This window comes from Paraburkholderia graminis C4D1M, assembly GCF_000172415.1.
GTDB lineage: Bacteria > Pseudomonadota > Gammaproteobacteria > Burkholderiales > Burkholderiaceae > Paraburkholderia > Paraburkholderia graminis.
Window position 1 is genome coordinate 59,876 of record NZ_ABLD01000021.1, and the last position, 21,690, is coordinate 81,565.

At 63.3% G+C, this 21,690-nt stretch carries 21 protein-coding genes; 7 read left to right on the forward strand and 14 right to left on the reverse strand.

Annotation, left to right across the window (positions count from 1 at the left end; genetic code table 11):
- The first annotated feature begins 176 nt into the window (after positions 1-176).
- Both BGRAMDRAFT_RS25470 and BGRAMDRAFT_RS25475 read left to right on the forward strand, forming a co-directional pair.
- A complete protein-coding gene (locus tag BGRAMDRAFT_RS25470; RefSeq protein ID WP_006051756.1) occupies positions 177-1,541 on the forward strand; it encodes a phospholipase A in 1,365 nt (454 codons plus the stop codon).
- A gap of 120 nt (positions 1,542-1,661) precedes the next feature.
- Positions 1,662-1,865 carry a DUF1289 domain-containing protein gene (locus BGRAMDRAFT_RS25475; RefSeq protein WP_006051757.1) on the forward strand — a complete coding sequence of 68 codons (204 nt, stop codon included), beginning with the start codon at positions 1,662-1,664 and terminating at the stop codon, positions 1,863-1,865.
- 9 nt (positions 1,866-1,874) lie between these two features.
- Here the strand turns inward: BGRAMDRAFT_RS25475 and BGRAMDRAFT_RS25480 are convergent, their stop codons facing one another.
- The 3 genes from BGRAMDRAFT_RS25480 to BGRAMDRAFT_RS25490 form a co-directional block, all read right to left on the reverse strand.
- Positions 1,875-2,531 carry an OmpW/AlkL family protein gene (locus BGRAMDRAFT_RS25480; protein ID WP_006051758.1) on the reverse strand — a complete coding sequence of 219 codons (657 nt, stop codon included), beginning with the start codon at positions 2,529-2,531 and terminating at the stop codon, positions 1,875-1,877.
- A gap of 68 nt (positions 2,532-2,599) precedes the next feature.
- Positions 2,600-3,790 (reverse strand): NAD(P)H-dependent flavin oxidoreductase, encoded by a 1,191-nt coding sequence (locus BGRAMDRAFT_RS25485; protein WP_006051759.1) that lies wholly within the window; start codon positions 3,788-3,790, stop codon positions 2,600-2,602.
- Positions 3,791-3,919: 129 nt separating this feature from the next.
- The gene (locus BGRAMDRAFT_RS25490) at positions 3,920-5,344 is read right to left on the reverse strand and encodes an aldehyde dehydrogenase family protein (protein WP_006051760.1); all 1,425 of its coding nucleotides are present in this window, start codon (positions 5,342-5,344) and stop codon (positions 3,920-3,922) included.
- Positions 5,345-5,543: 199 nt separating this feature from the next.
- On the opposite strand from BGRAMDRAFT_RS25490, the gene BGRAMDRAFT_RS25495 reads away from it, so the two are divergent.
- Positions 5,544-5,996, forward strand: coding sequence for a hypothetical protein (locus tag BGRAMDRAFT_RS25495; RefSeq protein ID WP_006051761.1), 453 nt, complete (start codon positions 5,544-5,546; stop codon positions 5,994-5,996).
- Between the two features lie 103 nt (positions 5,997-6,099).
- On the opposite strand, the gene BGRAMDRAFT_RS25500 is transcribed toward BGRAMDRAFT_RS25495, so the two are convergent.
- Positions 6,100-7,692 (reverse strand): ABC-F family ATPase, encoded by a 1,593-nt coding sequence (locus BGRAMDRAFT_RS25500; RefSeq protein WP_006051762.1) that lies wholly within the window; start codon positions 7,690-7,692, stop codon positions 6,100-6,102.
- 225 nt (positions 7,693-7,917) lie between these two features.
- On the opposite strand from BGRAMDRAFT_RS25500, the gene BGRAMDRAFT_RS25505 reads away from it, so the two are divergent.
- Positions 7,918-8,127 carry a dodecin gene (locus BGRAMDRAFT_RS25505; protein WP_006051763.1) on the forward strand — a complete coding sequence of 70 codons (210 nt, stop codon included), beginning with the start codon at positions 7,918-7,920 and terminating at the stop codon, positions 8,125-8,127.
- 154 nt (positions 8,128-8,281) lie between these two features.
- Here the strand turns inward: BGRAMDRAFT_RS25505 and BGRAMDRAFT_RS25510 are convergent, their stop codons facing one another.
- The 4 genes from BGRAMDRAFT_RS25510 to BGRAMDRAFT_RS25525 all read right to left on the reverse strand — a co-directional run bounded on the left by BGRAMDRAFT_RS25510 (position 8,282) and on the right by BGRAMDRAFT_RS25525 (position 13,215).
- Complete coding sequence (locus BGRAMDRAFT_RS25510; protein WP_006051764.1) at positions 8,282-9,388, reverse strand: BMP family ABC transporter substrate-binding protein; 1,107 nt, start codon at positions 9,386-9,388, stop codon at positions 8,282-8,284.
- A gap of 65 nt (positions 9,389-9,453) precedes the next feature.
- Positions 9,454-10,383: an ABC transporter permease gene (locus BGRAMDRAFT_RS25515; RefSeq protein WP_006051765.1), complete on the reverse strand. Its 930-nt coding sequence runs from the start codon at positions 10,381-10,383 to the stop codon at positions 9,454-9,456.
- 28 nt (positions 10,384-10,411) lie between these two features.
- Positions 10,412-11,518, reverse strand: coding sequence for an ABC transporter permease (locus BGRAMDRAFT_RS25520; RefSeq protein WP_006051766.1), 1,107 nt, complete (start codon positions 11,516-11,518; stop codon positions 10,412-10,414).
- An 83-nt stretch (positions 11,519-11,601) separates the two neighbouring features.
- Positions 11,602-13,215 (reverse strand): ABC transporter ATP-binding protein, encoded by a 1,614-nt coding sequence (locus tag BGRAMDRAFT_RS25525; protein WP_006051767.1) that lies wholly within the window; start codon positions 13,213-13,215, stop codon positions 11,602-11,604.
- A 249-nt stretch (positions 13,216-13,464) separates the two neighbouring features.
- Between BGRAMDRAFT_RS25525 and BGRAMDRAFT_RS25530 the strand changes: the two genes are divergently transcribed.
- A complete protein-coding gene (locus BGRAMDRAFT_RS25530; protein ID WP_006051768.1) occupies positions 13,465-14,397 on the forward strand; it encodes a LysR substrate-binding domain-containing protein in 933 nt (310 codons plus the stop codon).
- A gap of 79 nt (positions 14,398-14,476) precedes the next feature.
- Here the strand turns inward: BGRAMDRAFT_RS25530 and BGRAMDRAFT_RS25535 are convergent, their stop codons facing one another.
- Positions 14,477-15,892, reverse strand: coding sequence for an 8-oxoguanine deaminase (locus BGRAMDRAFT_RS25535; protein WP_006051769.1), 1,416 nt, complete (start codon positions 15,890-15,892; stop codon positions 14,477-14,479).
- A 172-nt stretch (positions 15,893-16,064) separates the two neighbouring features.
- Positions 16,065-16,322, reverse strand: a complete 258-nt coding sequence (locus BGRAMDRAFT_RS25540) for a hypothetical protein (protein WP_157140678.1) — start codon at positions 16,320-16,322, stop codon at positions 16,065-16,067.
- Positions 16,323-16,440: 118 nt separating this feature from the next.
- Between BGRAMDRAFT_RS25540 and uraH the strand changes: the two genes are divergently transcribed.
- Positions 16,441-16,794, forward strand: coding sequence for a hydroxyisourate hydrolase (gene uraH / locus BGRAMDRAFT_RS25545; protein WP_006051770.1), 354 nt, complete (start codon positions 16,441-16,443; stop codon positions 16,792-16,794).
- Between the two features lie 180 nt (positions 16,795-16,974).
- A complete protein-coding gene (locus BGRAMDRAFT_RS25550) occupies positions 16,975-18,168 on the forward strand; it encodes a urate hydroxylase PuuD (RefSeq protein WP_006051771.1) in 1,194 nt (397 codons plus the stop codon).
- 378 nt (positions 18,169-18,546) lie between these two features.
- Here BGRAMDRAFT_RS25550 and BGRAMDRAFT_RS25555 read toward each other — a convergent pair whose 3' ends face one another.
- The 4 genes from BGRAMDRAFT_RS25555 to puuE all read right to left on the reverse strand — a co-directional run bounded on the left by BGRAMDRAFT_RS25555 (position 18,547) and on the right by puuE (position 21,611).
- Complete coding sequence (locus BGRAMDRAFT_RS25555) at positions 18,547-19,059, reverse strand: ureidoglycolate lyase (protein WP_006051772.1); 513 nt, start codon at positions 19,057-19,059, stop codon at positions 18,547-18,549.
- On the reverse strand, positions 19,056-20,069 hold the full coding sequence (gene alc, locus BGRAMDRAFT_RS25560) for an allantoicase (protein ID WP_006051773.1): 1,014 nt from the start codon (positions 20,067-20,069) through the stop codon (positions 19,056-19,058). The genes BGRAMDRAFT_RS25555 and alc overlap by 4 nt, the downstream gene beginning before the upstream one ends.
- 73 nt (positions 20,070-20,142) lie before the next feature.
- Complete coding sequence (gene uraD / locus BGRAMDRAFT_RS25565) at positions 20,143-20,664, reverse strand: 2-oxo-4-hydroxy-4-carboxy-5-ureidoimidazoline decarboxylase (RefSeq protein WP_006051774.1); 522 nt, start codon at positions 20,662-20,664, stop codon at positions 20,143-20,145.
- Positions 20,661-21,611, reverse strand: a complete 951-nt coding sequence (gene puuE, locus BGRAMDRAFT_RS25570; RefSeq protein WP_006051775.1) for an allantoinase PuuE — start codon at positions 21,609-21,611, stop codon at positions 20,661-20,663. Before puuE ends, uraD begins: the two co-directional genes overlap by 4 nt.
- Positions 21,612-21,690 lie beyond the last annotated feature (79 nt).

Consider the following 21,690-nt stretch of genomic DNA (forward strand, 5'->3'; position numbering starts at 1 on the left):
CCGATGGCTGCCTGCGCTATTGCGGCGGCCATTCGCTTGTTTGTCTTGCCACCGCGTTGTGCCGTCTGCGTGCCGTATCCGCCAGGCGGCGGCGATGACGCCATGCCCCGCGCATGACTTCAGTCGACACGCGGCGCGCCGTTTTGCTCACCGCCCTTGCTCCTGGACGACAGCCCATGCCGCTTCCTGCTTTGCCTCCGGCTTTCCTCATTGCTGCATTCGACCGCCTTACCCATCGCGCCTCCGCCAGACCCTTGCGCGTGCCCGGCCACCGCTTCGGCCGCGGCAGACTCGTCTGCGTCCTCGCTGCGCTGGTGTTGTCGAGCGCCTTTCCCGGCGAGGCGGCGGCCACCGTCGCGATGCTGCAGCCGGCGCGCATCGCCGCGGCCAACGAGCCGCTGCAGATCACGTTGCTCTATTCCGCCGACGACGCCACGCCGCTTACCGTCGCCGTGCCGCAAACGCTGCGCGTGAACCTGAGCGGCGGCGAGCAGTCTGCGCAGCCGCTCGAACTCGCGCGCGAAGCGGGCGTGCCCGACACGCTGCGTCTGCGGCCGGGCCAGTTCCGCAAGGTGCGCTTTTCCGCGCCTTGGCCGGACTCGGCTCGCGGAGAAGTGCGTGTCGATCCGATCGGTTTCGATGCTTCGCCCGCGGTCGTCGTGATCAATCGCGGTCCCAACCAGAACGCCATAGCGCAGGCCGAGCGCAGCGAAAGCCAGGCCCGCACGCCGGCCCAGGCCGCGGCGACGGCTGCCGCGCTCGACGGCCCCTCGGGCGACGCGATCTCGCCGCCAGGCGACTCGCTATCGACGACCGGACGCGGCGTGCTTGCGCACGTTTCCTACTACGACCCGATGTATATCGGCGTCGGCCACAACGGCGACACCAATGCGCGGCTGCAACTGAGCTTCAAGTATCGCTTGCGCATTCCCGACGACCTGCGCTCCAAAGCCTTCACCGACAACCTCTACTTCGCCTACACGCAGACGTCGATCTGGGATCTCTCCGCCGACTCGCGTCCGTTTCGCGACACGACGTACTCGCCGCAGCTTTTCTACTACGTGCCGGACACGGGCTGGCGCAGTCCGTTCTTCACGCGCATGGGTTTTGCGGCGGGCGTCGCGCATGAATCGAACGGCAAAGGCGGAAGCGATTCGCGCAGCATCAACATGCCGTTCATCCGCCCGACGTGGGAATTCGGCGATCTGACGGCCAACCATCTGACGGTGTCGCCGAAAATTTATTACTACGTCGGCACGTCCAGTAATCCGGACATTGCGGACTATCGCGGCTATGTCGATCTGCTCGTCAAATACGGCAGCCCCGATGGCTGGCAACTGGCGACCACGCTGCGCAAAGGCACGAAGCACTGGTACGGCAGCGTCGACACGCAATTCACCTATCCGCTCGCGAAGCTGCTCGGCAGCGCGTGGGGCGGCTATCTGTGGATCGGTTATTTCAACGGCTACGGCGAGGATCTGCTCGACTACAACAACCGTCAGCACTGGATGGCGCGAATCGGTTACAGCATCGCGCGGTGAGGCCGACGCGGGCCGCGCTCGGCGGCGGCGCAGTATCGGCCTCGCGGACGGGCTCGGGCGGCTTCACGTCCCGTATCGGTTAACATAGCGGACCTCCGCTTTTCTGCTGCAAGGTTTCCGATGGCTTCCAATCTCCACGCTCTACCCGACAGCCCGTGCATCGGCGTGTGTTCGACACTTTTCGACGAAGTCTGCAAAGGCTGCGGCCGCACGGCCGGCGAGGTATCGAACTGGGTATTCATGAGCGATGAAGAAAAGCGGGCCGTGTGGACCCGCATCGAACGCGAAGGCACGGCCATGCGTTTTCAGAACGACAAGCTCTGAGCGTTTCGCTCAGAAGCGCATGCCGACGCCGAGCCCCACCACCACCGGATCGATGCTCACGCGGCCAAGCGGCTGCCCGCCGAGCGATGCATCCGTGTGCATCCAGATCTTCTTGATGTCCGCGTTGACGAAGAGCGTCTTTGTCACCTGCACGTCGACGCCTGCCTGCAATGCCGGACCGAAGCTGTGATTGCGGATCGACACCGGCTGCCCGCCGGCGTGCAAGCCATTGTTATAGAACAACGTGTAGTTCAGACCCGCGCCGACATACGGACGCACGCGCCCCGCGTGATTGAAGTGATATTGCAGCAGCAACGTGGGCGGCAGCACGTTCACTCCGCCAAGCGGGCCGATGCTCGAAGTCAACTGATGACGCGACGTGCCGAGAATCAGTTCGACGCCGAGATAATCGCGGATCATGTAGGTCAGATCCAGTTCCGGCACGATCGCGTTGTTGACGTCGGTGTTCAGCGTGGAGAGCGTGCCTGTCGTCGATACGCTCGGCATGATGCTGATTGCGCGCAATCGAACGATCACGTCGCCGGCGTGAATGCCGCTCATCGAGTCGTCGCCGGCGGCATGCGCCTGCGGAATGAGCGCGGCGGCGCAGAGCAGCCCCGATGCCAACGCAGCCGTCCTGATGGTGTTGCTGAGCGAGAGCTTCATTTTTCTTCCCCTTTTTGTTGATCTACGGGGATTGTCGAAGCTCCCGCCGCGCGTCACGTTGACTCCCATCAACCGAGGGAGAAAGCCAGCCGCCCTGCGACAGCCGGTCGCGTCGCGCCGGTCAACAGCAGTTCGATCAGGTCGTGCACGCTGCGAATCGCCGAGCCGAACGGCAGCGCTTCCTTGCCGCGAAAAAAGAGGCCGTTGGCCACATCGCCGCGCAAGGCCGCGGCAAGCCGCGTGTCGATGCAGAAGTGCCCGAACTTTTCGACGCCGTCACGCCACCCGCACACGCTCAGACATTCGAGCGCCGTCGGGCACGCCTGCCTGAGCGCGCCGACCTTCTCGCGAATCCTCGCTTCATGCCGCAAATAGCGCGTGAGCCACGGCGTTTTCACGGCACGCGCGGGCAAACCCGTCACGCTGACGAATTCGACGATGTCATCCGGCGCCGCCTCGGCCAGCACGCGCTTGAAGTTCGGATGCGCGTCGCCTTCCTCGGTCACGGCGAACGGCGTGCCGAGCTGCACGCCGTTCGCGCCCGCGTTCAGCAGCGCGCGCACGGCCTCATGACTATTGATGCCGCCCGCGAGAATCAACGGCACCTGCTTGCGATCGATCCCGAGCGACGTGAACACGGTCTCGAGTTCATCGAGAATGCGCCTGAAGTCGAAGCGCTGATCGTTCATATCGGCGATGTTCGTGACGCCGAGATGGCCGCCCGCATGCGCCGGATGTTCGATCACGACGGCGTCGGGCAAGCGGCCCTTCTTCATCCACTTCTTCAGCACCAGCGCGACGCCGCGGCTGTCCGACAGAATCGGAATCAGCGCGATGTCGTGGCCTTGCGTCATCTCCGGCAAATCGAGCGGCAGGCCCGCGCCCATCACGATCGCGTCGGCGCCGTTTTCGCAGGCGGCGCGCACGTAATCGGCTTGCGCGCTGACCGCCTTCATCACGTTGACGGCGATCATGCCGCGGCCTTCGCTCAGCTTCTTCGCCGCATGAATTTCACGCGCGAGCGCGGTGAGATTCGCCTCTTCGAGCGTGGCACGGTCGGGCGACTGCCGGCAACGTTCGACGAGATCGGGATGATGATGACGCAAGTCGATACTGGCGATGGTGCCGAGCGCGCCCTCGCGCGCGACGCTGCCTGCGAGCCGGTGCGCCGAAATGCCGACGCCCATGCCGCCTTGCACGATCGGCAAGAGCGAGCGGCCGCGAATGACCAGCGGAGAAAACGAATGAGAGTTGAGCATGGCTGACCCGACGGACGATTATCAAAGCGTGGATAATCGTCGGTCGGGCGCGGCCGGGGTTGCGTCAGATCAAGCGGTGCGCGCATGCCGTTGCGGCGCGCGCGGGTTCGTTGATGCCGGTCATCCGCGTCAGACTTTGAATTGCATCGACTTGAGTTCGAGATATTCCTCGAGTCCAAAGACGCCGTTCTCGCGTCCGAAGCCCGACTGCTTGAAGCCGCCGAACGGCGCCGCCATATTCCACGCGCCGCCGTTGATGTCGATCTGCCCCGTGCGGATGCGGCGCGCGACGCGTTGCGCGCGCTCGTCGCTGCCGGCCCACACTGCGCCGCCGAGTCCGTATGGCGAATCGTTGGCAATCCGAATTGCTTCGTCTTCGTCCTTGTAAGTCAGAATGGACAGCACCGGCCCGAAGATTTCTTCTTGCGCGATCGTCGCTTTCGGATGCACGCGGCCGAACACCGTCGGCTTGACGAAAAAGCCTTTCGACACGCCGTCGGGCAGCCCCGCACCGCCGGTCACGAGTTCGGCGCCCTCCTCGATGCCCTTCGCGATGTACTGCTGCACACGCGCCTGTTGCGCGGCGGAGGCCAGCGGGCCGAGGCGCGTTTTCTCGTCGCGCGGATCGCCGGCTGCGTAGCTTTCGGCCGCCTGTTTCGCGAGCGCGCGCGCTTCGTCGTAACGCGCTTCGGGCACCAGCATGCGCGTGTGCGCCGAACAGGTTTGCCCCGAATTGAGGAAGCATGCGCCGACCGTGCCTTTGACCGCGGCGGCGAAATCGGCGTCGTCGAGAATGACCGATGCCGATTTGCCGCCCAGTTCGAGCGCGACCCGCTTGATCGTCGCCGATGCCAGTTCCGACACGCGCTTGCCGGCGCGCGTCGAGCCGGTGAACGACACCATATCGACCGATGGATGGCTCGCCAGCATTTCGCCGACCACCGGCCCATAACCGCTGACGAGGTTGAACACGCCGGCGGGCAGCCCCGCTTCGTGGATCGCTTCGGCCAGCACGAACGCATTCAAAGGCGCGATCTCCGACGGTTTCAGCACCACCGTGCAACCGGCCGCGAGCGCGGCCGCGACCTTCAGCGTGATCTGATTGAGCGGATAGTTCCACGGCGTGATCGCCGCAACCACGCCGACCGGTTCGCGCACGACGAGCGAATTGCCGACGCGTTCTTCGAACTGGAAGCTGCCCGCGAGCTTCGCATAGGCGTTCCAGTTGTAGACGGGACTGCCGACCTGGATCGCGCGCGCGAGCTTCAGCGGCATGCCGACTTCGCCTGCGATCAGCGCGGCGAGTTCGTCGGTGCGCGCCTTGAGGTTCTCCGCGATCCGCTCGAGGTATCGGCCGCGCTCGGCGGCGGGCGTGGCGGCCCAGCCGTCGAAGGCCACACGCGCGGCCGCGATCGCGCTTTCCGCATCGGCGTCGACGCCCTCGGGGATGCGGCCCATGACTTCCTCGGTGCCGGAGTCGATCACGTCGATCGTGCCGGTGCCGCACGGCGCGATCCATTTGCCGTCGATGTAGAGTTTGTCGTAGATCTTCATGATGTCGGCCCTGGCTTCGGATGGTGGTTGTTCTATTTTAGCCAGCGTCGGGGGATGGGTTCGGTGGGCGAGATGGGCGGTGAGTTGCCGGCATGCGGCGAAGTACCCGCGGATAAGGGCACTATTTTGTAGTTTGATCGCCGCCTAGCTCCCGTCTTACCTCTGCTACGATGCCGTCGACAAACATAAAAGGGACCAAATGAAAGCCGTTCTGTCCGTAGCTCTATCCGCTCTCGCGCTTACCGCTTGTGTCTACGTCCCGACCGAATACAAAGCCGGGCCGGTCCAAGGTGATCCGAAGAAAATCGTGGAACGCGTTATGTACGAGCAGCCCGGGAGCAAACGGCCGGAATACGTCGATGTTACTGATGACTATGTGGAATTCGGAGCCGGCAGTAAAGGCTCGTCTCGCGAGACGCTGACCGGGTTCAACCATTCGTCCAAGAAGGACGTAACGAGGCTCTACTATCGAACGATGGCCGACGTAAAGCTGTTAGATCGTGCTTCGTTGAAGGGTCACTGGTACATAGTCGAGCCGCGCACAGGGCAAGGACGAAAGCTTGCTGACGTGTACGTGGAGAATCAGAAAGATGCAGAGAGCTTTGTTGACGCACTGATCGCGCTGAAGGCGGCGCTGCCCCCAACGGAGTAGCGATTCCACGCGGCGGCTTCCCGGCGGATATGTCGGCCGCCATTGTCCCAACGGGACAATCCCGCAGGACAACGGCGTCACATGAATAGGCGTTCCGGGACCCTTACTGCACGCCTTGGCTCGCCAAAAAGTCCTCGTAATTCCCGCCAAAGTCGTTCAGCGTGCCGTCCGTCTTCACTTCGATAATCCGGTTCGCCAGCCCGCTCACGAACTCGCGGTCGTGCGAGACGAAAATCAGCGTGCCTTCGAACTTGTCGAGCGCGATTTGCAGCGACTCGATCGATTCCATGTCCATGTGATTGGTCGGCTCGTCCATCATCAGCACGTTGTGGCGGCCGAGCATCAGCTTGCCCCAGATCATGCGGCCCTTCTCGCCGCCCGACAGCACCTTCACCGATTTGCGAATGTCGTCGGCATTAAAGAGCAGCCGCCCGAGCGTGCCGCGCACCATCTGCTCGTCGTCGCCTTCCTTGCGATAGGCGTCGATCCAGTCCATCAGCGTGACGTCTTGCGGAAACTCTTCGTACGTGTCCTGCGGCATATAACCGACGTTCGCGTTTTCCGCCCACTTCACCGTGCCGTGATCGAGCGGCAGATTGCCGAGCAGCGAGCGCAGCAACGTGGTCTTGCCCGCGCCGTTCTCGCCGATGATCGCAATGCGCTCGCCCGGCTGCACGCTGATGCTGAAGTTATTGAAGATGGTCCGCTCGTACTTCTTCGAAATGTTTTCGGCGACCACTGCGATGTTGTGCAGCTTCTTCTCGAACTCGAAACGGATAAACGGATTCTGCCGCGACGACGGCTTGAATTCCTCGATCTTGATCTTGTCGATCATCTTGAGACGGCTGGTTGCCTGACGCGCCTTCGACTTGTTCGCCGAGAAGCGGCGCACGAAGTCCTGCAGGTCGGCGACACGCTCCTTCGCCTTCGCATTCGCGTTCTGCTGACGCTCGCGCGCCTGCGTGCTCGCGAGCATGTAGTCGTCGTAGTTGCCCGGATAGACCTTCAGCGTGCCGAAGTCCATGTCGGCCATGTGCGTGCACACCTGGTTCAGGAAGTGTCGATCGTGCGAGATGATGATCATCGTCGAGTTGTACTGGTTGAGCACGTCTTCCAGCCAACGGATCGAGTTGATGTCCAGGTTGTTGGTCGGCTCGTCGAGCAGCAGCACGTCCGGCTTCGAGAACAGCGCCTGCGCGAGCAGCACGCGCAGCTTCCAGCCCGGAGCCACGTTGCTCATCGGACCGTTGTGATCTTCAATGGCGATGCCGATGCCGAGCAGCAGTTCGCCCGCGCGCGCTTCGGCGGTGTAGCCGTCGTATTCGGCGAACTTCGCTTCGAGCTCGGCGGCGTGCATGTAGTCGTCGTCGGTCGCGTCGGGGTTCGCGTAGATCGCGTCGCGCTCGGTCATCGCGGCCCACATTTCTGCGTGGCCCATCATCACGACGTCGAGCACGCGCACGTCTTCATACGCGAACTGGTCCTGGCGCAATTTACCGAGGCGCACGTTCGGCTCCAGCATGACGTTGCCGGAACTCGGCTCCAGGTCGCCACCGAGGATTTTCATGAAGGTGGACTTGCCGCAGCCGTTAGCACCGATCAGGCCATAGCGGTTCCCTCCCCCGAATTTGACCGAGATGTTCTCGAACAGGGGCTTTGGCCCGAATTGCATGGTGATGTTGGCAGTAGACAGCACGGCGCGTCCCTTTGAATGTGATATCGGCGAAAAACCCAATATTTTAGCAGGTTACCGGGATTTCAACCGGACGGGAATTCGGCGCGCGCCGCGCCCTGCTGGCTGGGGGCGTCCGGCGTATCGGGCATGCGACGTGCGATAGAACGCGTTCACACGGCGGCCGTGCGCAACCGTCCGCGTTACCTATACTTTTTGAACGCCAACGAAGATTAAAGGAGAGATTTCATGTCAGACCACGTCTACAAGCAGATCGAACTGACCGGCTCATCGACGAAATCGATCGACGACGCGATCAGCACCGCCATCGCCAAGGCGTCGAAAACGCTGCGCAATCTGCACTGGTTTGAAGTGACGGAAACGCGGGGCCAGATCGAAAACGACCGCGTCGCTTACTGGCAGGTGACGATCAAGGTCGGGCTGCGCATCGACGATTGAGGCAGAGCACGTCGCGCATGTGGCGCGCTGACGCCCAGCCCCACAAGCACAAAACCGTAAACCGAAAGAGCTGCCATCCGCCAACAACGGATGCAGCTCTTTCTCAACAAGTAATCAACCAGGCGAGCAGCACAACCCGCCCGGCATCACCCGCTTACTTCGGCAACGACCCGTCGACACCTTCGACATACCAGTTCAGCCGCTGCAACTCCGGGTCCGTCAGCGTCTTGCCGGCCGGCACCTTGACCGTGCCCGACTGATCCTTGATCGGACCGGCGAACACATCCCACTTGCCGCTCGCCAGTTCTTCGCGCTTGCCCGCAACCTTCTTCTGCGCGTCAGCCGGAATCGCCGACGTGTTCAGGTCCTCGAGATCGACCGCCTTCTGCGGAATGCCCCACCACACCGGATCGTTCTTCCACTTGCCGTCGAGCACCTGCTGGATCGCCGAGTTGTAGTACACGCCCCAGTGCGCGACCACCGAACCCAGATGCGCGCTCGGGCCGAACTTCTTCATGTCGGAATCCCAGCCGAAAGCATGCACGTGCTTCTCGGACGCGGTCGCGAGCGTCGCGCTCGAATCCGTGTTCTGCAACAGCACGTCGGCGCCCTGGCCGATCAGCGTTTCAGCGGCCTGCTTTTCCTTGCCGGGATCGAACCAGCTATTGATCCAGATGACCTTGGTATGAACCTTCGGATTCACCGAGCGCGCGCCGAGCGTGTACGCGTTGATGTTGCGGACCACTTCGGGAATCGGCACCGACGCGACGAAGCCGAGCGTGTTGGTCTTCGTCACATAGCCCGCGGCGACGCCGGCCAGATACGCGCCCTGGTACATGCGCACGTCGTAGGTGCCGAAGTTCGGCGCCTTCTTGTAGCCGGTTGCATGCAGGAACACCGTGTCCGGGAAGTCCTTCGCGACCTTCAGTTCGAAGTCCTGATAGCCGAAGCTCGAACCGATGATGACCTTATTCCCCTTGTTCGCCAGATCGCGAAACACACGCTCCGAGTCCGCCGATTCCGGCACGTTCTCGATGCGCGTGATCTTGATCTTGTTGCCGAACCTGGCTTCCGCTTCCTTCGATCCCTGGTCGTGCGCGAAGGTCCAGCCGGCATCGCCCGGATTGCCGAGATAGACGAACGCGACGCCCGGTGCATCCGCCGCCTGCGCGGATTGCGCGAACGGCGCCGTCACGGCTGCACCGAGCGCGAGCGAGGCGGCGCCCCATGCGAAAGCCGTCAGCAGATTCCTTTTCTTCATGTTTTCTCCAGTCGTGTGATTAGTCATTGAAACGTGTGGTTATGTCTGGCCAACCGGGCGGCGCGTCAGCCCGCCGAGAAAAACGGCTTGCCAAGCGATGCCGGCGCATTCAGGCGAATCGTGTTCGGGTTGCGCGAAATCAGCACCAGCACGACGACCGTCGCGACATACGGCAGCATCGCGAGGAATTGCGTCGGCACGGGCACGCCGATCGCCTGCGCGTAGAACTGCAGGCCCGTCACCGCACCGAACAGCAGCGCGCCGATCAGCAAACGCCCCGGCCGCCACGTCGCGAACACGACGAGCGCAAGCGCGATCCAGCCGCGGCCGGACGTCAGTTGCTCCTGCCACAAGTGCAGATTGACGATCGAGTAGTAGCCGCCCGCGAGTCCCGCCATGCCGCCGCCGAACGCGACCGCGCCATAGCGCACGCCGACCACCGGAAAGCCGACCGAATGCGCGACCTGCGGCGACTCGCCGACCGAGCGCAACACGAGCCCCGCGCGCGTGCGATACAGAAACCAGCCGATCGCCGCGAACATCGCAAACGCGAGGTAATCGAGCGGCGTCAGACTGAAAAGCGCGGGCCCGAGCACCGGAATCTTCGAGAGGCCCGGAATGGTCCACGTGTCGATGGTGGCGCGCACCGCCGCCGACGTGTACGGCTTGCCGACATACGCCGACAGACCGATGCCGAAGATCGTCAGCGAGAGACCCGTCGCGACCTGGTTGGCGAGCATGGTCAGCGTGAGAAACGCGAACAGCAGCGACATCGCGAGACCCGCGCCAATCGCGGCAATCACGCCGAGCCACGGGTTGCCGGTGATCGCGGTGACCGCGTAGCCGGTGACGGCGCCCATCAGCATCATGCCTTCGACGCCGAGGTTGAGAACGCCCGACTTTTCGGCGACGAGTTCGCCCGCGCCCGCGAACATCAGCGGGATCGCGGCGGTGACGGCGCTCGACGTGAGCGCGCTGGCTTGTTGAATATCCATGAATGGCGTGAGCGAAGCGGTGAGCGGGTCAGTGGGCTTGCGCGGCAACGGAGCGCCGGCGCACACGGTAATTCACGAACAGATCGGCGCCGAGCAGGCAAAACAGCAGCAGCCCCTGGAACACGCCGGAGAGTGCCTGCGGCAATTGCATCGAGGTCTGCACCGCTTCGCCGCCGAGATACAGCAGCGCCATCAGCAGACTGGCGAGCACGATGCCGAGCGGATGCAGCCGTCCGACGAACACCACGATGATCGCGGTAAAGCCGTAACCCGGCGACCACGTCGCCTGCAACTGACCGATCGGCCCGGCGATCTCGCCCATGCCGGCAAGACCCGCGAGCCCGCCGCTGATGAGGAGCGACATCCAGATGGTTTTCTTGTCGGAGAAACCCGCGTAGCGCGCGGCCAGCGGCGCAAGACCGCCGACGTTCATCCGGTAGCCGGCGAAGCTCTTGCGCATGAAGATCCACACCAGCGGAATCGCGATCAGCGTGACGAATACCGACGCGTTCAGCCGCGTGCCGCGCAGCCATTTCCAATGCCAGTCGCCGTAAAACGTCGGATAAAGCGCGTCGCCGCTGAACATCTCCGAGAGGGGAAAATTCATGCCCTGCGGATCGCGCCACGGGCCGCTCACCAGATAGATCAGCAACTGCGTCGCGACATACGTGAGCATCAGGCTTACGAGAATTTCGTTCGTGTTGAAACGGCTCTTGAGCAGCGCGGGAATCGCCGCCCACAGCATGCCGCCGATCACGCCGGCCAGCATCATCAACGGCAGAATCCACCAGCCGCTCGCCTGATCGAAATAAATCGCGACGCCGCTCGCGGCAATGCCGCCGAGCAGCATCTGCCCTTCGGCGCCGATATTCCACACGTTCGCGCGATAACCGATCGCGAGGCCGAGGCCGATCAGGCACAACGGCGACGCCTTCAGCAGAAGCTCGGACCAGCCGTTCACGCTCGACAGCGGTTCGATGAAGAACGCGTGCATGGCTTGAAGCGGATCGCGGCCGACCAGCCCAAAGATCACGAAGCCGATGGCGAGCGTGAGCAACGCGGCGATCAGCGGCACGGCGATCTGCATGGTGCGCGAGGGCGTCGTGCGCGCTTCGAGTCGATACGGAAGAATCATGAGTAGCGTGTCGTGTTGTCGGGTTCTGTTATTGGACGCAAAGCGCGCATAAACGCACGGATAACCGCGTGGACAGGCGCGGTTCAGGCATGCGCCGGCTGTTCCGCCGACGGCGCCGCGCCTTCGCGGCCGCCGAAAAGCCCCGCCATCCAGCGGCCGATTTCCTCGGCGTTGGTCGCGCCTGTCGCGCGCACCGGCGAGAGTCTGCCGCCCGCGAGCACTGCGATCCGGTCGCAGATGTCGAACAGTTCCTCCAGCTCTTCGGAAATGACGAGGATCGCCACGCCGCGCGCCGACAGATCGAGCAACTGCTGACGAATGAACGCGGCCGCGCCGACGTCGACGCCCCACGTCGGCTGCGCGACCACCAGCACCTTCGGCGCCTGCAAGATCTCGCGGCCCACGATGTACTTCTGCAGATTGCCGCCCGACAGACTCTGCGCGAGCGCTTCGGAACCGCCGCAACGCACGTCGAACGCTTCGATACAGCGCTTCGCAAACGCACGCATCGCGCCCGCGTTGATCCAGCCCGAGCGCACCATCTTCTGCCGATGCCCGGTCAGCAGCGCGTTTTCAGCGAGCGTCATCGCGGGCACTGCGCCGCGGCCAAGCCGCTCTTCCGGAACGAAGCCGAAACCGAGCGCGCGCCGCGCGCCCGCGCCGAGACGGCCCGCGGGCTTGCCGCAGATCGTCACCGCATCGGCGCGCACGCCCCGCTTCTCACCCGACAACGCCGACAGCAACTCCGCCTGACCATTGCCCGACACGCCCGCAATGCCGAAGATTTCGCCCGCGTGCACGGCGAACGACACGTTATCGAGCGAGGTGCCAAACGGGTCGTCGCTTGCCACCGAAAGCGCCTTCACTTCCAGCAGCACGTCGCCGGGCTTGTGCTCGCGGCGCGTGTAATCGGGCAGCGAGTGGCCCACCATCAGTTGCGCGAGCGATGCATGCGTTTCCTGTTTAGGCTTCACATGGCCCGTCACGCGACCGCCGCGCATCACCGTGGCCGTGTCGCACAGTTCCTGGATTTCGTCGAGCTTGTGGCTGATGTAGAGAATGCTGCAGCCTTCGGCCGCGAGCCGCCGCAGCGTCGCGAACAGCTTGCGCACCGCTTGCGGCGTGAGCACGGACGTCGGTTCGTCCATGATGAGCAGCCGCGGGTTCTGCAGCAGGCAGCGCACGATCTCCACGCGCTGCCGCTCGCCGACCGTCAGGCTATGCACGTGACGCTGCGGATCGATGTCGAGGCCGTAGTCGGCGGACACTTCGCGAATGCGCTTGGACAGCGCTTTCAGATCGAACGGTTCGTCGAGTGCGAGCGCAATGTTTTCGCCGACCGTGAGCGTCTCGAACAGCGAAAAGTGCTGAAACACCATGCCGATGCCGAGCTTGCGCGCGGCCGCGGGACTCGCGATGTCGAGCGCCTGGCCTTCCCAGTGAATCTCGCCCGCGTCGGGCCGAACCGCGCCGTAGATGATCTTCATCAGCGTGCTCTTGCCCGCGCCGTTTTCGCCGAGCACCGCGTGGATCTCGCCCGGCGCGACGATCAGCGTGACGTCGTCGTTGGCTCGCACGGCCGGATACTGTTTGGTGATGCCCTTGAGCATCAACCGGGGCGCCGCCTGTTCCGGCCTGGGTTCCGATCCGGCTGCCGGCTGCGCGGCGGCGCCGTCGCTATAAGAAGAGTCGCTCATGTGATTCCGTAGTGCGTCAGTGACTGCGGTTGCCGTGCGTTCGCCCACCTTCCCGGCGGCCGATCCGTCACCACAACCGGATGACAATACCTAATTCGCCCCGCTCAGTCGAGCCGACAAAATTCGCTGAAACCCGCGCCACAGCAAGCTCTGCGGGTATGCCTCCCTTGACGCCGTTTTTCGTTCATATTAAAACGCATATACCCCTGCACCCCGTCGATCAGCCAGAACATATATTTCGGAGAAGTCATGAGTCAGCAACGCGAGGCGATCGATACCTATCTTTTACGCGTCTTGCACACCCTGTTGATGGAACGCAGCGTCACGCGCGCGGCCGTCAAACTGAATCAATCGCAACCGGCCATTAGCGCCGCGCTGCGCCGCTTGCGCGACATCACCGGCGACCCGCTGCTGGTGCGCGGCAAATCCGGCATGGTGCCCACCGAATACGGCCTGCGCCTGCTCGAACCGGTGCAGAACGCATTGCGCGAAATCGAGCGCATCAAGTTCCAGCAACACAATTTCGATCCGGCGACGTCGATCCGCTGCTACCGCATCGGCTGCCCGGACTACCTCAACGTGCTGTTCGTGCCGACGGTGGTCGAACGCTTTCGCCAGGCCGCGCCGAACGCGACGCTCGAATTTCATTCGCTCGGCCCCGCGTTCGACTACGAACTCGCGCTCGAAGACGGCAAGCTCGACATCGTCGTCGGCAACTGGCCGGAGCCGCCCGAGCAACTGCATCTGTCGAACCTGTTCGTCGATCAGATCGTCTGCCTGATGAGCAACACGCATCCGTTCGCGAAGCGCGGCGGGCTCACGCTCGATCAGTATCTGAACGCGCCGCATCTCGCGCCGACGCCGTATTCGGTCGGCCAGCGCGGCGCCATCGACGTGCATCTCGCGCGCGAGCGCTTGAAGCGCCATGTGGTCGTCACGCTGCCGTACTTCAATCTCGCGCCGTACGTGCTGATCAAATCCGATCTGATCTTCACGACGACGCGCCTCTTCGCCGATTACTACGCCAAGTTTTTGCCGCTGACCGTGGTGCCCGCACCGCTCGATTTTCCGCCGATGCAGTACTACCAGCTCTGGCACGAGCGCGTTCACTACTCCGACGAAGTGCGCTGGCTGCGCAGCCTCGTCGCGGAAGCGACCAGGACGTTGATCGACAAGCCTTGAAGCTTGAGTGGCCGCGTGAGCGGTCGGCGGCGATTTCGTGCATCTGCATCCCCGCACGCGGCCGCCTTTTGCCTTCACCTCACACCGCGGCTTCGTAAAGCGCCTTCGCCAACCGGTTGTGCCGCTCGATGACCGGTCCGAGTTCCAGCGTCGTCAACTGTCCGTCCTTCACCACGACCTTGCCGCCGATCACGCTATGGCTCACCTGCGGCGGCGCGCAGAACACCAGCGCCGCCACCGGATCGTGCAACGCGCCGGCGAAGAGCGGTTGACGCAAATCGAACGCGACAAAGTCGGCCGCCATGCCCGGCGCGAGCGCGCCGATGTCGTCGCGATTCAGAACCTTCGCGCCGCCGAGCGTGGCGATCTCCAATGCTTCGCGCGCGGTCATCGCATCCGGCCCAAAGCCGACGCGCTGCAACAGCAGCGCCTGGCGCACTTCGGCGACCATCTGTGCGCCGTCGTTCGACGCCGAGCCATCCACGCCGAGACCCACCGGCACACCCGCGAGCCGCATCCGCTTGATCGGCGCGATGCCGGACGCGAGCCGCATGTTCGAGCACGGACAATGCGCGACGCCCGTGCCGGTTCGCGCGAACAGTTCGATGCCGGCGTCGTCGAGTTGCACGCAGTGCGCGTGCCATACGTCGCGCCCGACCCAGCCCAGGTCTTCCGCATATTGCGCGGGCGTCATGCCGAATTTCTCGTGGCTATAGGCAACGTCGTTCGTGTTCTCGGCGAGGTGCGTGTGCAGCGATACGCCGTAGTGCCGCGCCATCACCGCCGATTCGCGCATCAGATCGCGGCTCACCGAAAACGGCGAGCATGGTGCAACGACGACGCGCAGCATCGCGTAACGCCCCTCGTCGTGGTAACTCTCGATGAGCCGCTGCGTGTCCTTCAGGATCTCCGCCTCGCGCTCCACGACCGAATCCGGCGGCAGGCCACCGTCCTTGCGCCCCACGCTCATGCTGCCGCGCGCCGCATGAAAACGCATGCCGATGCGGCGTGCCGCGACGATGCTGTCGTCGAGCCGGCTGCCGTTCGGATAGATATACAAGTGATCGCTCGACGTCGTGCATCCCGAGAGCAACAGCTCGGCCATTGCGGTCAACGTCGAAATTCCGATCATCTCCGGTGTGAGGTTCGCCCACACCTTGTAGAGGCTCGTGAGCCAGCCGAACAGCTCGGCGTTCTGGGCGGCGGGCAGCGCGCGCGTGAGGCTCTGATACATGTGGTGATGCGTGTTCACGAGGCCGGGAATCACCAGATGTCCGCGCATGTCGAGCACTTCGTCGGCGGTGGGCGGCAGTTCCGCCGTCGGCCCGACCGCGACGATGCGGTTGTCCTCGATATACAAGCCGCCGTCGCGCAGTTCGCGCCGTGCGCCGTCCATTGTGACGAGCACGTCGGCGTGCTTGACCAGCATCGTTCTGTTCGGTTTGTTCGTTTTGTTCGTTTTGTTTGTTTCTTGTGCTGCCTGTTCCATCGTCATCCGCTTTCTCCGCCTGATTGCTTCCGTGCAAAGTCGTTCGAACGCGATGTGACCGCGCGTGAGCCGTGTCGCCGCGCCGCCGCGTCCCGTCGAACGCTGTTGGCCCGGTTACCCGGCGTGCTCCGCCGTCTTCGGGACGTGTGCCGCGCATAAGCCTTGAGTTGCTCGGGCATTATTGCTGCGGCGCACAGACGTAACCTTCGACGGCCAAAATAACGCTGGCAACTCGCGCCGTTGCGATAACCATCCTCAGGCCGGCGATATAGTCGGTCATTTTTGACGACGGTACGATCCAACGGGGATCGTCTGCGCAGCAAGGCCGCGCCAATGCATCCGCCGAGGCTTTCAGCAGACTGTCGTTCATGCGCCAGCTATTATCTTTCTTATCGCGCGCGCGCTCGACAGAACAAGTTTTTACAATGGCTGCCACGGCGCTCGCTTCAATTCGCCGACGGGTATGTAGCCACTGACGTGGAGCCTCGATCCGCCGCAACGTATCTGGATCGGGCTGCCGCCGAAACCTCGCAAACACACAAGGAAAACTGCGAATGGGAAAGCTCACTACCCATGTGCTCGACACCGCGAACGGCCGTCCCGGCGCGGGCATCAAGGTCGAACTCTTCGCGCTTTCGGGCGACACGCGCCGCGCGCTGAAAACCACCCTCACCAATGACGACGGCCGCTGCGACGAACCGCTGCTGCAAGGCGACGCGCTGGTTCCGGGCGAGTACGAACTGGTGTTCGCCGCGGGCGATTACTTCGCGTCGATCGGCACGAAGGTGCCCGAGCCGCGTTTCGTCGATCGCGTCGTGTTGCGCTTCGGTATCGCCGATGCCAACGCGCACTATCACGTGCCGCTGCTCGTATCGCCGTGGTCGTACAGCACTTATCGCGGCAGCTGATCGATCGGGAACCGCAAAGCGTGCGGTCGATTGCAGAAGCGCAATAACAAACCTTAGAGACGAGTGAACGACGACGCCGTGCGAACTGAGCGCACCGCGTCTTTCACCCCGCAGTCCGCGGGGCGGCGTGACGCACACAACGCCGCCGCTCGAGCAACGAATCAGAAGTGGAGGAGTTTCATGGAAGGCTTTATCACCGACTGGTTGAATCTCGCGATTCGCTGGTTTCACGTCGTCGCCGCAATCGCATGGATCGGCGAGTCGTTCTATTTCGTCGCCCTCGACAACAGCCTGAAACCGCCGCAGGACCCGAACCAGCGCAAGCGCGGCGTGTTCGGCGAACTGTGGCATGTGCACGGCGGCGGCTTCTACAACATGCAGAAGTACACTGTCGCGCCGCCGGAAATGCCGGACGACCTGCACTGGTCGAAGTGGCCGTCGTACACGACGTGGCTGTCGGGCTTCGGGCTTTTTACGGTGCTGTATCTGTTCTCGCCGTCCACGTATCTGATCGACAAAAACGTGCTCGACATGGGCCCCGTGGTCGCGGTCGCGTCGGCGCTTGGTTTTCTCGCCGCCGGCTGGATCGTCTACGACTCGCTGTGCCGCCTTCTCGGCAACAAGGACAAGGTGCTCGGCATCTGCGTCGGCGTGTATGTGCTGATCGCGGCGTGGCTCGCGTGCCATATCTTCGCGGGTCGCGCGGCGTATCTGATCATGGGCGCGATGCTCGCGACGATCATGTCGGCCAACGTGTTCTTCGTGATCATTCCGGGCCAGCGCAAGATGGTCGACGCAATGCTCAAGGGCGACACGCCGAACCCGATCTACGGCAAGCGCGGCAAGCAGCGCTCGGTGCACAACACGTATTTCACGTTGCCCGTCGTCTTCGCGATGCTGTCGAATCACTACGCGATGACGTACACGCATCCGCACAGCTGGGCGGTGCTCGTCGTCATCATGCTGGCCGGCGCGCTGATCCGTCAGTTCTTCGTGATGCGTCATCGTGGCCAGGTGCTGTGGTATTTGCCGCTCGCCGGCATCGCGCTGATGTTCGGCGCCCTCTTCTGGACGATGCCCAAGCCGATGGTCCCGCAGGCGCAAGCGGCGAATGCGCCGACGGTGAAAGTGGCCGACATCGCGCCGGTGCTGCAGCAGCGTTGCGTGGCATGCCACTCCGCGCATCCGACGATGATGGGCAGCGCGCCTGCTGGGGTGTTGCTCGATACGCCGGACGAGATCTCGCAGAACGCGCAGCGGATTTATCAGCAAGCGGTGACGCTGAAGGCGATGCCGCTTGGCAATGTCACGCATATGACGGACGACGAACGGATGAAGATCGCTGCGTGGTTCGAGGGGGGTGCGGCGAAGTGATGGCGAAGTGACCGAGACTTTGCCGGTGTGAGGTCGTTGGAACCAGGTCGCTCAGCATCACGAAGCGGGCTTTTCGCGGAAGCGGGAAGCCCGTTTTTTGTTTGCTGCGCGGTGATGGTTGAATTGCTTGCTGGACGCTTCCTCTGTCGCGCAGGCATTCTGTACGGCCTGCTGCCGGTCGACGTTGGTTTCACCAGTCATGGCCGCAACCGAGGCGCCGGCTAACGCACGTTCTCAGTGATGCCGCCGCTGGCCAAGTCGAAGCCGACTCGCCCATGTTGACGACCGTCAAAAAACAAAAGAGCCCACGGCATTTCTGCCATGAGCTCCTTACCATCATCCTGCTCGTCAATCGCCAATAACGCCGGAACAGGAACGCTAAACCGCCACCCCACTCAACGCATCCTCAGTCAACCACAGCGGCTCCACAAGATCCTGCTCGTTAAGATTGAGCCCCTCCCCGCCACGATCGACGACGATAAAGTCGCTCACTTCGCCCAACGCGATCAGCGGATGGTGCCAAACCCCCTTCGCATAATTAACGCCCTGCCAACCGCTCGTCACGAATGCCCGAATCTTCGATTCGTCGAGATCACCCGCGGGCGCGACCACCACCAGATACGGCTTGTCGTTCAGCGGCACGAAAGCCTGGCTGCCGAGCGGATGCCGTTCGAGCATCTTCACTTCGAACGGCAGCGTGCGCGGCTGTCCGCGAAACAGGTTGATCAGCGTGCGGCCGTTCTCGTCCGTCACGTCCACCTTTGCGAGGTCGTGATAGCGGACCGTCGTGCCGAGGTTGATCGGGATCTGCTTCGCGCCCTCGAGTTCGATCACGTCGCCGAACGCGGCGAACGCTTCCTTCGTCAATGGTTCGATAGCGAGCGTTTTCATGATGCCAGCGTGCCCCACAAACGCAGACGCGATACGCCGCCGTCCGGAATGATGTTAAAGCGCACGTGCGTCACCGGACCGAGCGCGGCGATCTCGCTTTCGAAGTAATGCTGCTTGTCCATTTGCAGCTTCTGCTCGCCGAGCAGCACGGGCCAGAACATCGCTTGCGTAATCAGCGAACTGTCCGTGCCGCCCGTCACATACGCGGCCTGAATCGAGCAGCGGTCCGGATAGTTGCCCTTGAAGTGCGCGGTGTCGACTTCGATCTTCGAGATCACGCCCGGCTGCGCGAGCGCGACGATCGCCCAGTCGTTGCCCGGTTCGCGACGGCGCCGCGTTTCCCAGCCGTCGCCCATGTTCACGCCGCGGCCCGGCATGAGAATCGTCGACGCCGCACCGAAGTGCTGATTGTTCGCCGCGACCAGATACGCGCCGTTCTCCATCGCCGCGAGGTCGAACTGCTGCGTGCGGCTGGCGCCCGCCCAGTCGACTTGCGGCTGACCGTACACACGCAAGCGTGCAATGCCGCCATCCGGATAGATGTTCACGCGCAAGTGCGTGTACGCATTCGTGTCGCCGACTTCGAGATAGTGGTGGCTGTTGCCTTGCAACGTGATCGACGGCACGATTTCGGTCCATTGCGTCGACTGGTTCGGCACGCCGTCCACCACGCGCGCGGCTTCGACGGAAGCGGCCGGCGGAAAGTTGCCGGTGAAGTGGCTCGTGTCGAGGTCGAGTCCCTTGATCACGCCCGGACGCGCGAGCTTGACGACGCACCAGTCGTAGCCGGTCACGCGCTTGCGGCGCGTTTCCCAGCCGTCCATCCACTTGCCGTGCTCGTCGTACTTGCCTGGAATGAAGACGGCCGGCTCCGGGTTCAGCATGCGGTCCTTCGGCGCGAAGAATTCGTCGCTGGCCTCGAGCGCCTGCGCGCCCAGGCGCGGGTCCGCCAGATTCACGTAACGCCGCGTGAATTCGGGTGCGTTGGGGTCGAGAGTCGGGAGTGCCATCTTTGTCTTCCTTGATGTGTTTGTTAGTGCGAGGAAACGTTCCGTGAAGCCGCGCGTCGAATCATGCGTTGATTCACGCACCAATCAGGTCTTCGAGCCGGAAACGTGCGATACGGTAGATCTGATCGAGGCTCGCGCGCAGTTCGTCGGCGCGGCTGTTGTTCACGCGCGCCTCGAAGTTCGCGATGATGCCGTGACGGTCATAGCCGCGCACCGCGAGAATGAACGGAAAGCCGAACTTCTCGCGATACGCCGCGTTCAACGCAAGCAGCTTGTCGAACTCTGCCTGCGTGCATTGCGCAAGGCCCGCGCCGCTTTGTTCGCGCGTGGATTCCGCGGTGAGTTCGCCGCGCACCGCCGCCTTGCCCGCGAGCTCCGGGTGCGCGTTGATCAACGCGAGCTGCTTGTCTTCGCCCGCCGTCTCGACAATCTTCGACATCTTGCGATGCAGCTCGTCGATGCTCGCAAATGGCCGCTCATTTGCGGCGATTTCCGCGACCCACGGCGAGTGCTCGAAGATGCCCGAGAGCGCCGCGACGAATGCGTCGGTGGAAACGGTGTTGAGTTGGTCCAGTGTGTATTGCATCGCCTTCATGCCGCCGCCTCGCGGTTGTTTTGCTGATACGGATGATGTTCGCGCCAGTGCCGCGCGATGTCGACGCGCCGTGTCACCCAGACGCGATCGTGCTGTTCGATATGGTCGAGAAAACGCTGCAGCCCGCGGAAACGCCCAGGGCGTCCGAGCAGCCGGCAGTGCATGCCGATCGACAGCATCTTCGGCGCTTCGTCGCCTTCTTCGTAGAGCACGTCGAACGCATCGCGCAGGTACGTGAAGAAATGGTCCGCGGTGTTGAAGCCCTGCGGGCTCGCGAAGCGCATGTCGTTGGTGTCGAGCGTGTACGGCACGATCAGTTGCGGCACGGTCGAGCCGCCTGTCACTTCGACGTCCATCCAGAACGGCAGGTCGTCGCCGTAGTAATCGGAGTCGTATAGAAAGCCGCCGTATTCGGCGACGAGCCGATGCGTGTTCGGACTGTCGCGGCCGGTGTACCAGCCAAGCGGCCGCTCGCCGGTGACGCGCTCGATCGCCTGCATGCCGAGCCGCATATGCTCGGCTTCTTTTTCCGGCGATACGTCCTGATAGTGAATCCAGCGATAGCCATGACACGCGATCTCATGGCCGAGTTCGACGAATGCACGCGCCACTTCGGGATGCCGTTCGATCGCCATGCCCACGCCGAACACGGTGAGCGGCAAGCCGCGCTTTTCGAATTCGCGCAGAATGCGCCACACGCCCGCGCGCGAGCCGTATTCGTAGATCGACTCCATGCTCATGTGACGCGCCGGATACGCAGCCGCGCCGACGATCTCCGACAAGAACTGCTCGGAGCCGGGGTCGCCGTGCAGCACGCAATTTTCACCGCCCTCCTCGTAGTTGAGGACGAATTGCACGGCGACGCGCGCTCGCCCTGGCCAGTTGGCCTGCACGGGGTGGCGGCCGTAGCCGATCAGATCGCGTGGATAGTTGGGGTCGAGTGGCATGGTTTGACGAATGCGTAGTGACGATACGTGTGGGCTCGCGAAGCGCGCTGCAGGATCTGTTGAAGCCTTGTGCGGCGCC

Excerpts from the sequence above, each read along its gene's own strand:
- BGRAMDRAFT_RS25470 (WP_006051756.1), top strand. The coding sequence starts at position 177 with ATGCCGCTTCCTGCTTTGCCTCCGGCTTTCCTCATTGCTGCATTCGAC.
- BGRAMDRAFT_RS25475 (WP_006051757.1), top strand. The coding sequence starts at position 1,662 with ATGGCTTCCAATCTCCACGCTCTACCCGACAGCCCGTGCATCGGCGTG.
- BGRAMDRAFT_RS25480 (WP_006051758.1), bottom strand. The coding sequence starts at position 2,531 with ATGAAGCTCTCGCTCAGCAACACCATCAGGACGGCTGCGTTGGCATCG.
- BGRAMDRAFT_RS25485 (WP_006051759.1), bottom strand. The coding sequence starts at position 3,790 with ATGCTCAACTCTCATTCGTTTTCTCCGCTGGTCATTCGCGGCCGCTCG.
- BGRAMDRAFT_RS25490 (WP_006051760.1), bottom strand. The coding sequence starts at position 5,344 with ATGAAGATCTACGACAAACTCTACATCGACGGCAAATGGATCGCGCCG.
- BGRAMDRAFT_RS25495 (WP_006051761.1), top strand. The coding sequence starts at position 5,544 with ATGAAAGCCGTTCTGTCCGTAGCTCTATCCGCTCTCGCGCTTACCGCT.
- BGRAMDRAFT_RS25505 (WP_006051763.1), top strand. The coding sequence starts at position 7,918 with ATGTCAGACCACGTCTACAAGCAGATCGAACTGACCGGCTCATCGACG.
- BGRAMDRAFT_RS25510 (WP_006051764.1), bottom strand. The coding sequence starts at position 9,388 with ATGAAGAAAAGGAATCTGCTGACGGCTTTCGCATGGGGCGCCGCCTCG.
- BGRAMDRAFT_RS25515 (WP_006051765.1), bottom strand. The coding sequence starts at position 10,383 with ATGGATATTCAACAAGCCAGCGCGCTCACGTCGAGCGCCGTCACCGCC.
- BGRAMDRAFT_RS25520 (WP_006051766.1), bottom strand. The coding sequence starts at position 11,518 with ATGATTCTTCCGTATCGACTCGAAGCGCGCACGACGCCCTCGCGCACC.
- BGRAMDRAFT_RS25525 (WP_006051767.1), bottom strand. The coding sequence starts at position 13,215 with ATGAGCGACTCTTCTTATAGCGACGGCGCCGCCGCGCAGCCGGCAGCC.
- BGRAMDRAFT_RS25530 (WP_006051768.1), top strand. The coding sequence starts at position 13,465 with ATGAGTCAGCAACGCGAGGCGATCGATACCTATCTTTTACGCGTCTTG.
- BGRAMDRAFT_RS25535 (WP_006051769.1), bottom strand. The coding sequence starts at position 15,892 with ATGACGATGGAACAGGCAGCACAAGAAACAAACAAAACGAACAAAACG.
- uraH (WP_006051770.1), top strand. The coding sequence starts at position 16,441 with ATGGGAAAGCTCACTACCCATGTGCTCGACACCGCGAACGGCCGTCCC.
- BGRAMDRAFT_RS25550 (WP_006051771.1), top strand. The coding sequence starts at position 16,975 with ATGGAAGGCTTTATCACCGACTGGTTGAATCTCGCGATTCGCTGGTTT.
- BGRAMDRAFT_RS25555 (WP_006051772.1), bottom strand. The coding sequence starts at position 19,059 with ATGAAAACGCTCGCTATCGAACCATTGACGAAGGAAGCGTTCGCCGCG.
- alc (WP_006051773.1), bottom strand. The coding sequence starts at position 20,069 with ATGGCACTCCCGACTCTCGACCCCAACGCACCCGAATTCACGCGGCGT.
- uraD (WP_006051774.1), bottom strand. The coding sequence starts at position 20,664 with ATGAAGGCGATGCAATACACACTGGACCAACTCAACACCGTTTCCACC.
- puuE (WP_006051775.1), bottom strand. The coding sequence starts at position 21,611 with ATGCCACTCGACCCCAACTATCCACGCGATCTGATCGGCTACGGCCGC.